The sequence below is a fragment of the Roseateles sp. genome, from assembly GCF_036486225.1.
GTDB lineage: Bacteria > Pseudomonadota > Gammaproteobacteria > Burkholderiales > Burkholderiaceae_C > Roseateles.
Window position 1 is genome coordinate 1 of record NZ_DASVNZ010000326.1, and the last position, 8997, is coordinate 8997.

Annotated in this window: 10 protein-coding genes; 4 read left to right on the forward strand and 6 right to left on the reverse strand. The window is 68.0% G+C overall.

What is annotated here, in order from left to right; all coding sequences use genetic code 11:
* Positions 1-328: 328 nt before the first annotated feature.
* Positions 329-1594, reverse strand: a complete 1266-nt coding sequence (locus VF536_RS21185) for a glycosyltransferase family 1 protein (protein ID WP_331616860.1) — start codon at positions 1592-1594, stop codon at positions 329-331.
* Between the two features lie 166 nt (positions 1595-1760).
* On the opposite strand from VF536_RS21185, the gene VF536_RS21190 reads away from it, so the two are divergent.
* Positions 1761-2402, forward strand: coding sequence for a hypothetical protein (locus tag VF536_RS21190; RefSeq protein ID WP_331616861.1), 642 nt, complete (start codon positions 1761-1763; stop codon positions 2400-2402).
* 101 nt (positions 2403-2503) lie between these two features.
* Positions 2504-3421, forward strand: a complete 918-nt coding sequence (locus VF536_RS21195; protein ID WP_331616862.1) for an alpha/beta hydrolase — start codon at positions 2504-2506, stop codon at positions 3419-3421.
* Here VF536_RS21195 and VF536_RS21200 read toward each other — a convergent pair.
* The 3 genes from VF536_RS21200 to VF536_RS21210 form a co-directional block, all read right to left on the reverse strand.
* Positions 3342-3743: a hypothetical protein gene (locus tag VF536_RS21200; RefSeq protein ID WP_331616863.1), complete on the reverse strand. Its 402-nt coding sequence runs from the start codon at positions 3741-3743 to the stop codon at positions 3342-3344. The genes VF536_RS21195 and VF536_RS21200 overlap by 80 nt on opposite strands.
* Before the next feature lie 2 nt (positions 3744-3745).
* Entirely contained in the window at positions 3746-4213 is a 468-nt protein-coding gene (locus VF536_RS21205) for a Panacea domain-containing protein (RefSeq protein WP_331616864.1), read from the reverse strand.
* A 174-nt stretch (positions 4214-4387) separates the two neighbouring features.
* Positions 4388-6058 (reverse strand): aminotransferase class III-fold pyridoxal phosphate-dependent enzyme, encoded by a 1671-nt coding sequence (locus tag VF536_RS21210; RefSeq protein WP_331616865.1) that lies wholly within the window; start codon positions 6056-6058, stop codon positions 4388-4390.
* Between the two features lie 77 nt (positions 6059-6135).
* Between VF536_RS21210 and asd the strand changes: the two genes are divergently transcribed.
* Positions 6136-7029, forward strand: a complete 894-nt coding sequence (gene asd / locus VF536_RS21215) for an archaetidylserine decarboxylase (protein ID WP_331616866.1) — start codon at positions 6136-6138, stop codon at positions 7027-7029.
* Complete coding sequence (locus VF536_RS21220; protein ID WP_331616867.1) at positions 7022-8068, forward strand: transporter; 1047 nt, start codon at positions 7022-7024, stop codon at positions 8066-8068. The genes asd and VF536_RS21220 overlap by 8 nt, the downstream gene beginning before the upstream one ends.
* 3 nt (positions 8069-8071) lie before the next feature.
* Here the strand turns inward: VF536_RS21220 and VF536_RS21225 are convergent, their stop codons facing one another.
* Both VF536_RS21225 and VF536_RS21230 read right to left on the reverse strand, forming a co-directional pair.
* Positions 8072-8659, reverse strand: a complete 588-nt coding sequence (locus VF536_RS21225; RefSeq protein WP_331616868.1) for a YqiA/YcfP family alpha/beta fold hydrolase — start codon at positions 8657-8659, stop codon at positions 8072-8074.
* Between the two features lie 118 nt (positions 8660-8777).
* Positions 8778-8997 (reverse strand): hypothetical protein (locus VF536_RS21230; RefSeq protein WP_331616869.1); only part of this gene is annotated, 220 nt, incomplete at its 5' end.

Here is an 8997-nt window from a genome sequence, read left to right on the forward strand (position 1 = left end):
CCTACGCGCTGCTCCAGGCGCTGGGCGTGCCGCTGGTCTGGCTGATGAGCGGGCTGGGCGTGTTCGTCTTCTCCGGCGTGCTGATCCTGATGATCCGGCAGCGCGGTCGTCGAGAACCCCTGTCTCCCGATGTCGCAGGAAGCGGCATCGTCGGCTGACTCGACCGAGCAGGACGAAGGGCGCCCGGGGCCGGCGGCGTCGTCCGCCTTGGGGCGCCAACTCGCGCCGCTCACCTTCGGTTCGCTTTGCTCAGACAGACGGCACCCAGTCAGAAGGGGAAGGCGGAAGACGCCGCCGGCCCCGGGCGCCCTTCGTCTACAACAGTGGTTCAGTGCGCGCGGGCTTCAAGACCCGAGAGATGGGATCCGACGCGCAGTGCGACGGAAGTGCCGTCGATGGCGGAGGCGTAGACCTGCTCGATGCCTTGGACGATGCCGTCCCAGTCGAGCAACTCCGCACTGGATCGCGCGGCAAGACTCATCGCGCGCAATCGGGGCAGATCGTCGAGCAGCGCCAGCGTGCGCGCCTGGAAACTGGTCGGATCGTTGAATGGCGCAAGTCCGCCATTGATGCCATCGCGCACGAGCAACGCCGCCGCGGCGTATTGATAGGCCATCACGGGCAGCCCGCTGGCGAGCGCTTCAGGCGTCACGTTGCCGTAGGTCTCGGTGATGCTGGGGAAGACGAACAGGTCGCCGCTGGCGTAGCACGCAGCCAGCTCTTCGCCATGCTTCATGCCGGCGAAGACGACGTTGGCCGACGGCGGCAGGAGCTGCTGGAAGTCGGCCCGCGCCGGACCGTCGCCGACCAGGACAAGCCGGGCGCGCGGATGGCGCTGGCGGATGGACGGCCAGAGGTCGACGAGCAGCTGGAGATTCTTCTCCGCGGCGAGCCGGCCGACGTGCAGCAGCACGGGATCGCCCGGGGCGGCCCCCCAGCTTTCGCGCAGCGCCTCGCTGCGGTGCGAGGGATGGAAGAGCTGGGTGTCGACGCCGCGCGCAATGACGCTGACATGGCGGAAGCCCTGCGCCATCAACTCGCCGGCGAGGGCGGCGTTGGGCACCATCGTCGAGTGGCAGCGGTTGTGGAACTTGCGCAGGTAGGCGAGCAGCGGCCGGCGCAGCCAGCCGATGCCGTAATGCTGGGCGTAGGCGTGGAAGTTGGTGCGGAATTCCGACACCACCGGCAGCTTGAGCTGGCGGGCGGCCTGGAGGGCCGACCAGCCCATCGGGCCTTCGGTGGCGATGTGGACGATGTCGGGGCGCTTGCTGGCCCAGAGGTTGACCAGCGTGCGCTTGGACACGACGCCCATGCGCAGATGCGGGTAGCGCGGCACGGCCAGACCGCGCATCAGCACCTCGTCGATCGGGGCCTCAGGCGCCGCCGGCGTGCCGGCGGGCGCCTGGCGCGGACGCAGCAGCTGCACCGCGTGGTCCCTGGCCTGGAGGCCCTGGACCACGCAGGCGATGCTGCGCGCCACGCCGTTGACCTCGGGCGGGTAGGTCTCCGTCACGACCGCGACGCGGAAATGCCGCTGCCGTGTGGGGAGCTCGTCGACTTCGAGTTCGATCGCCGGTGTCGTCATGGCGCGCATGATGGGTCGCGAACGCAACAGTTCTGTGACGGTGGAGTTCGTCACGCGCCTGACACGGCCGATGGACACAGTCGCCACGCGTCCGTCATCGATGCATCATCGTGCCATCACGGCACTGCCATCGATTGCCGTCACGCTCACCGCTCATTTCACGGACGAGGGCCCCATGAAGGACTTTCTGGCACTTCTGAATGAACAGCGTTGGGACGACCACCGCTACTACCACCATTGCCGCATCAACCAGTCGCTGCACCTGCTGAGCGCCTGCTGCTTCGTGGTCGCCTACGGGCTGCTGCTCGTGGATCCCGCGTGGTCGGCGCTGCTGGCGTGGGGCGTGTCGATGACCAGCCGCCAGGCCGGGCATTTCTTCTTCGAGCCCAAGGGCTACGACCACGTCAACCAGGCGACCCACGAGCACAAGGAAGAGATCAAGATCGGCTACAACCTGCGCCGCAAGGTCGTGCTGATGGCGCTGTGGGCGGCCTCGCCGGTCGCGCTGTGGCTGAAGCCGGGCCTGTTCGGCCTGTTCGCGCCGGCCGCCAGCTTCACCGAGTACCTGCATCAGCTCGGCCTGGTCTGGTTCTGGCTGGGCGTCGGCGGCCTGGTGTTCCGCGTGCTGCAGCTGGCGGTGATCCGCGACCTGCGCACCGGCGTGGCCTGGGCCACGAAGATCATCACGGACCCCTTCCACGACATCCAGCTGTACCACCGGGCGCCGTTGCAACTGTTGCGCGGTGAGCGGCTGGATCCGGCGCTGTGGCCGCGCGACGATGGGCACAATGCCGGCAGCGGCGAGCAGGCGGCCTGATCCACCAGGGATGACGCGCTGCGCGGTCCCTCCCTGAGGGGCGCGCGCGGACGCGGGTGGATGCGGGGACAGGCCGGTTCGCCGGAAGAAGGAGTTCCCGCATGTCTGGAGTTGAACGGCGCCTTCGGGCGCCGATGTCGTTGGCGACGGCCTTTCCGGCCCTCTCGGCCCTGTTTGCCGTGTTCGCCTTGTTGACGGGCTGCGCCAGTCCGATGCCGAACACCGGCAACCAGCGCGTGACCGGCGGCCCGATCGTCTTCACCAAGGTGGGCCACGGCGAGCCGACGATCGTCCTGCAATCAGGACTCGGCGACGGCCGGGATCCGTGGGCGAAGGTGCTGAACGAGTTGCGCGCCGACTACAGCGTCTTCGCGTACGACCGCCCCGGCTATGGCGACAGCACCGCCACGCCGCCGGTACCGCGCAATCCCTGCGGCATCGCGACAGAGTTGCACGGGCTGCTGCAGAGCGCCGGCATCAAGCCGCCGTACGTGCTGGTCGGCCACTCGATCGGCGGTCTGTACCAGTACGCGTTCTCGCGGCTCTATCCGGACGAGGTCGCGGGCATCGTGCTCGTCGACGCGACGCATCCGCTGCACCTGCGGCGCATGCAGGTCGAGGTGCCGGTGATGGCGAACATGTTGGACAACATGAGCCGGCGCGTGTTCCGGGGAATGATGCAGGCGGAGTTCCTGCAGCAGCAGGACTGCATCGATACGCTGTGGCAGAAGCCGCGGCCGCAGGTGCCGGTGCGGGTGCTGACGCGCACGGTCTATTCGCCGACGGAGATGGCGAGCGGTTTCGAGACCATGGTGCACAACCTGGAACCGAACTGGCTGCCGCTGGTCGGCGGCAAGTCGCTTCAGCCGGTCGAAGGTTCGGGGCACTACATCCAGCGGGACAAGCCGGAGGTCGTGGTGAAGGCAATCGAGGAGGTCGTCAAGGAGGCGCGGGAGCGCGTTCGTCCTTCCCCGGAAACAGCCCTCGGATCACCCCCAGGAACGCCGCCAGCACGCTGACGGTGACGCCGGTGGTGACGGCGATGAGGACCTGGTCGGACCAGGTCTCTAGCCCGGTCATGACTTTGATCAATCCCTGAGCGGAGAGCAACAAGGTCCACATCAGGAGGCAGGCGGTTGCCAATCCATAGGCCTTGCCGGCGTAGACCTGACGAAGACGACGATTCGCCCGCATGTCGGCGATCGTTTCGGCTGGCACGGCGTCCGGCAATGGGCCAGCATCGGGCGAGAGTTCGTCGTTGACGGTCCGGGCCTGCGACGCCGAACGGTCGGGCGATGCAACGATGTCCGGCGCATCCCACGCGTTGAAGTGATCGTGCATGCTCAAAGCGTCGGGTCGGCACGAATGACATCGTTCAGTAGCACATCACCGATCGCTCGGCCTTGGGACCATGCGGAGCCCGGCAGGTGCGTCAGATCCGACAAGGCCTTCGGCGTCAGGGAGCCGTAGCGACGACTGATCATGTCGATCAGATCCCACCGACTCTTGTCATAGGGCTGCATGCCAGGAACGCGCCAGATCTCTCGATCGTCGTCGCCGTACAGGATCCTGATCGTCTGTGTAACAGGTCGAGATCCGTAGGCCTTCACTTGGTGATGAATCGAGGGAAGAACGGGTCCGTTCTCTCCACGCGTGAAGGTGTCGTCGATCACTGGCGTTCCTTTCACCTTCAGATGCCACGCCTGGGAAAAGTACATGAGCTTCTGCAGCTTCATGGCGTTGAGGTCTCGAAGGCGCCCATCCAGGGCGCGCTCGATGAACGCATTGGCGACGGCGAACGATGAATACATGTGACAGCTCCTCGTGGCACACGCCAATGCGCATGCAAGGCGAAGCAGTCTAGGAATCACACGCCGCCAATGACAACGGGGCGCTCTGACATTCGTCAATGAATGTCGAGACGCCCCGCTACGGAGGGATGCGTTTGGGGGAGGAGCCGGGTAGGTATGGGGGATAGCGCGAGATCAGTTGCGCAGGCCTAGCGTCTCCATCAGCAGCCTGCGCTTGATCGCCTTGTTGGTCGGCAGCGCCGGGTTGCTCCACCAGCCCCCGTCGCGCATCGCGCGGGCCGCGGCGACGATGCGGCGTTGGACCTCCTCGAAGTCCGACTCGCTGAAGTCCAGGCTGAAGATCAGCCGGCCCGTGCCCACCCAGCTCAGCGCCAGGCCCTGCTCGCGCAGGAAGTACTGCAGCATCCAGTTGTAGCGCGACGGCTCCGTGTAGTAGAGCGTCCAGATCGAGGACATGTTGGCCGCGCGCAGCGGCAGCTGTTCCGCCTCGAGCGCCGCGTTCAGCCGCGCACGCCGACCGTCCTGCTGATCGTCCTGCTCGTCGAGCTGGCGCAGGCGCTCGGGGTCTTCCAACGCGTCGAGGAACACCGACATCGCGCCCATCACATACGGATGCGTGTTGAAGGTGCCGCGCGCGAAGCAGACGTCGGCGGGGCGCTCGTCGCGGAAGCGCTTCATCCACGCCGCGCGGCCGCAGACCACGCCCACCGGCAATCCGCCGCCCAGCGTCTTGCCATAGGTCACCAGGTCCGCCTGCACGCCGAAATACGACTGCGCGCCGCCGGCGCCGAGGCGGAAACCCATGAACACCTCGTCGAAGATCAGCGCGATGCCGCGCTCGGTGCAGACCTGGCGCAGGTCGCGCAGCCAGGCGGCATAGGCGGCCTTGTCGTAGGACGCGCGCCGGGAGCTGTCGACCAGGGAGCCGTCGCCCGGCGCCGGCTTGTTCGGATGCAGCGCCTGCAGCGGGTTCACCAGCACGCAGGCGATGTCGCGCCGCGTGCGCAGCACCTGCAGGCTGCGTTCGTGCATGTCGCGCAGCGTGTAGGTGCGCTCAGCCGGCAACGGATTGCCAGGGCCCGGCTGCGCCTCGTCCCACCAGCCGTGATACGCGCCGCAGAAACGCACGAGGTGAGTCTTCCCGGTGTGATATCGGGCCAGCCGCACCGCCTGCATCACCGCCTCGGTGCCGGACATGTGGAAGGACAACTGGTCCATCCGCGCATGCGACAGGATGCGGCGCACGTTGTCCTCGACCAGCGGGTGGTAGACGCCGAGCACCGGTCCGAGCGCGTCCACGCGCGCCGCGCCTTCGGCGATGCAACGCTGATAGAAGGCGTAGCCGAACAGGTTCACGCCGTAGCTGCCGGCCAGGTCGATGAAGCGTTCGCCGTCGAAGTCGGTCAGCCAGTGACCGTCGCTCGCGACCATCACCGGGCCCAGCGGCAGCTCGCGCTGCACCAGCGGGCTGAACGACGGCGGCACCCGGTAGCTGCTGGTGAACTGCAGGTCGGGCAGCGACGGCTTCATCGATTGCGTCGCGGCGATGCTGCGCGCGTGCCGCGTCTTCAGCGTGCGCGACAGCGCGGCGAAGCTGGAGCGCCGTGTCGCGACGATGTCGGCCGGCGCGTCGTCCGCGTTGAAGAAGTGCGCGTCGTCGAAGCGCTGCGTGGGCATCAGCCGCGCCAGCCGAACCGCCATCCGCGAGTGCCCCGCCAGCGACGGGTGCTTGGCCCGGGAGAGCTGCAGACGGCGCCAGCCGGTCGGCGCGTAGTAGAGCGCCAACAGGCCCGCCGCCGCGGCGGCGACGGGCAACAGGTCAAAAGTGAAGAACGTCGTCGACATGGGCATGGGCCTCCGGAGCCTCGTTCAGCTGTCACACAGCGTTGGCAAATTACCGGGGTGTATCCGACGGAATTGACATGTCTATGAAACTGGCCCGCTGGCGTGACCGTCTGACCCAGCAAGAGTCCCTCAACTTCCTCCTCACCAACCGCGTTCCCCGCCTGGCGCTGACCCGCTTCATGGGCTGGTACGCCCGGATCGACAGCCCCGCGCTGACGCGTTTCAGCGTCGCCGTCTGGCGGATGTTCACCGACCTGGACCTGAGTGAAGCTGAGCCGCCCGCTCACGGCTACCGCTCGCTGCGCGACGTGTTCACGCGCCGGCTGAAGCCGGGGCGGCGACCGATCGATCCGGCGCCGGGGACGATCGTCAGCCCCTGCGACGCCATCGTCGGGGCGCACGGCCCGGTCACGCGCGGCATGGCGCTGCAGGCCAAGGGCATGGACTACCGCATCGCCGACCTGTTCGGCGATGCCACACGTGCGGCGCCTTACCTCAACGGCACCTACGTGACGCTGCGGCTGACCTCGGCGATGTACCACCGCTTCCACGCGCCAGCCGACCTGCGCATCCAGCGCGTCACCCACATTGCGGGCGATACGTGGAATGTCAATCCGATCGCGCTCAAGCGCGTCGAGCGCCTGTTCTGCCGCAACGTGCGTGCCGCCGTCGAATGCACGCTGCCGGACGGCACTCCGATCGCGCTGGTGCCGGTGGCGGCCATCCTGGTCGCGAGCCTGCGGCTGCATGCGCTGGACCTGACGCTGCGTCCCGATCATCCCGGCCCGCATCGCTTCGACGTCGGTCACGATCATGCGCGGGGCGAAGAGATGGGCTGGTTCGAGCAGGGCTCGACGATCATCGTGTTCCTGCCGCCCGGCGTGAACCTGTCGGCGAGCTTGCAGACCGGGCAGCGCGTCCGCATGGGCGAGGCGATCGCGCGTCTACCATCCGCGGATGGCGATGAATGACACGACGCAGCTGCCGGGCGGAATGACCGGCGCCTTGGCCGGCCCATACGGCGGAGACGAGCACGGCCTGATCTGCGGCTTCTGGATCCATCCGGACCGGCCGACCGAGACGCTGCCCACGCTCGCGCAGGCGCAGGCCCGGCTGTCCCAGCCCGACGGCGGCTACCTGTGGCTGCACCTGAACCTGGCGCACGCCGGCGCGCTGCCCTGGCTGCGCCGCAACGCGGCGCTGGCCGAGAGCTTCGACGAGGCGCAGCAACAGGGATCGCGCTCGTCGCGCATCGAGCGCGTCGGCGAGCACCTGTTCGCCGTGCTCAACGACGTGACCTTCGATTTCGCCTTCGACGTGGGCGACGTCTCCACGTTGTGGATGCAGGTCAGCGAGCACCTGGTGCTGAGCGTGCGGCGCGCGCCGCTGCGCTCGGTGGACCGCCTGCGGATGGCGATCAAGCGCGGCGACCGGCCGCGGTCCAGCGTCGCGCTGCTGGACCATCTGCTGCGCGACCAGGCCGACGAGCTGCAACGCATCGTGCGCCAGGCCACCGAGCGGGTCGACGACATCGAGGACGCGCTGCTTGCCGGACGCCATTCGGGACATGGGTCCGAGGTCGCCGCGTTGCGGCGGCTGATGGTGCGTCTGCAGCGGCTGCTCGCGCCGGAACCGAGTGCGCTGCTGCGCATGCTGTCGAATCCGCCGGAGTGGGTGGTGGCGAACGACAAGCAGCAGCTGCAGCAGGCGAGCGAGGAATTCGCACTGGTGCTGCGCGACATCCAGGCGCTGCAGGAACGCATCCGCGCGGTGCAGGACGAGACCTCGGCGCGCGTCGCGCAGGAGAACAACCAGACGCTGTATGTGCTGACGATGGTCACCGTGCTGGCGCTGCCGATCAACCTGATCAGCGGCCTGTTCGGCATGAACGTCGGCGGGTTGCCGCTGCTCGAGCACAAGCACGGTTTCTGGGTCGTCGTCGGCCTGATCGTCGTGCTCACCGGCTTGGTGACGCTGCTGCTCCTGAAAGCGACCGGACGACGGAAGTAGGGCTCAGAGCTCGAGGAACGCCGTCAACTCGTCCAGGTAGTCGTCGAAGTCGGCCAGGCCGTGGTCGCTGCCTTCCAGCAGCTTGATCCGGCAGTGCGCGTAGCGGGCGTGCATCTCGCGCCAGTCGAGGACCTCGTCGCCCTTGGCGATCACCGCCAGCATCCGTTCCGGATGCGCGAGCGCGCCGACGTTGAGCGCGACGAGTTCGTCGACGAACTCGGCCCGGAAGAAGAAGTGCTCCTCCGGGTTCTGCCAGCAGGTCTGCTCGCCGATGTAGTTCGCGAGGTCGCGGGCCGGGTCGACGGCCGGATTCAGCAGCACGGTCCGCGCGCCGGTGCGCTGGGCCACCGAGGTCGCATAGAAACCGCCGAGCGAGCTGCCCATCACGGCCATCGTGTCGCGCGGCCAGTCGCGGATCAGTGCGTCGACGAGCGCCATCGCCTCGCGCGGTGACGGCGGCAGCTGCGGGCAGGCGAACACCAGGTCCGGACGTTGTTCCGCCGTCCAGCGCGCCATCCGCAAGGCCTTGGCCGAACGCGGCGACGAGCGGAAGCCGTGCAGGTAGAGGAGGTGGGTGCGATGCGGACTCATGGCGGGGCAGTGTAGGCCGCCCCCTTTCCTGGGTGACCGGGTCACTTCCGGCACGGGTGGGGGACGTCGGTGTGGGCGATCATCGCCACATGCGCGGTTCGCAAGGGCCGCGCGCTCGTTAGTGCGCATTGACGCGCGGGCCCGGGCCCCGCACATTGCCCGCTTCACCGGGGCCAGGCGTCGCCACGACCGCCACGCCCGCTTTCTCAACACGGTCCGGCCGGTTACGGACGGACTCACGACCACATCGATCCATGATCCACAGGGACACGATCCAGCTGACGGCCATCGCCGCCGCGGCGCTGCTGCTCACCGCCTGCGCCACGACCGGCCCGACC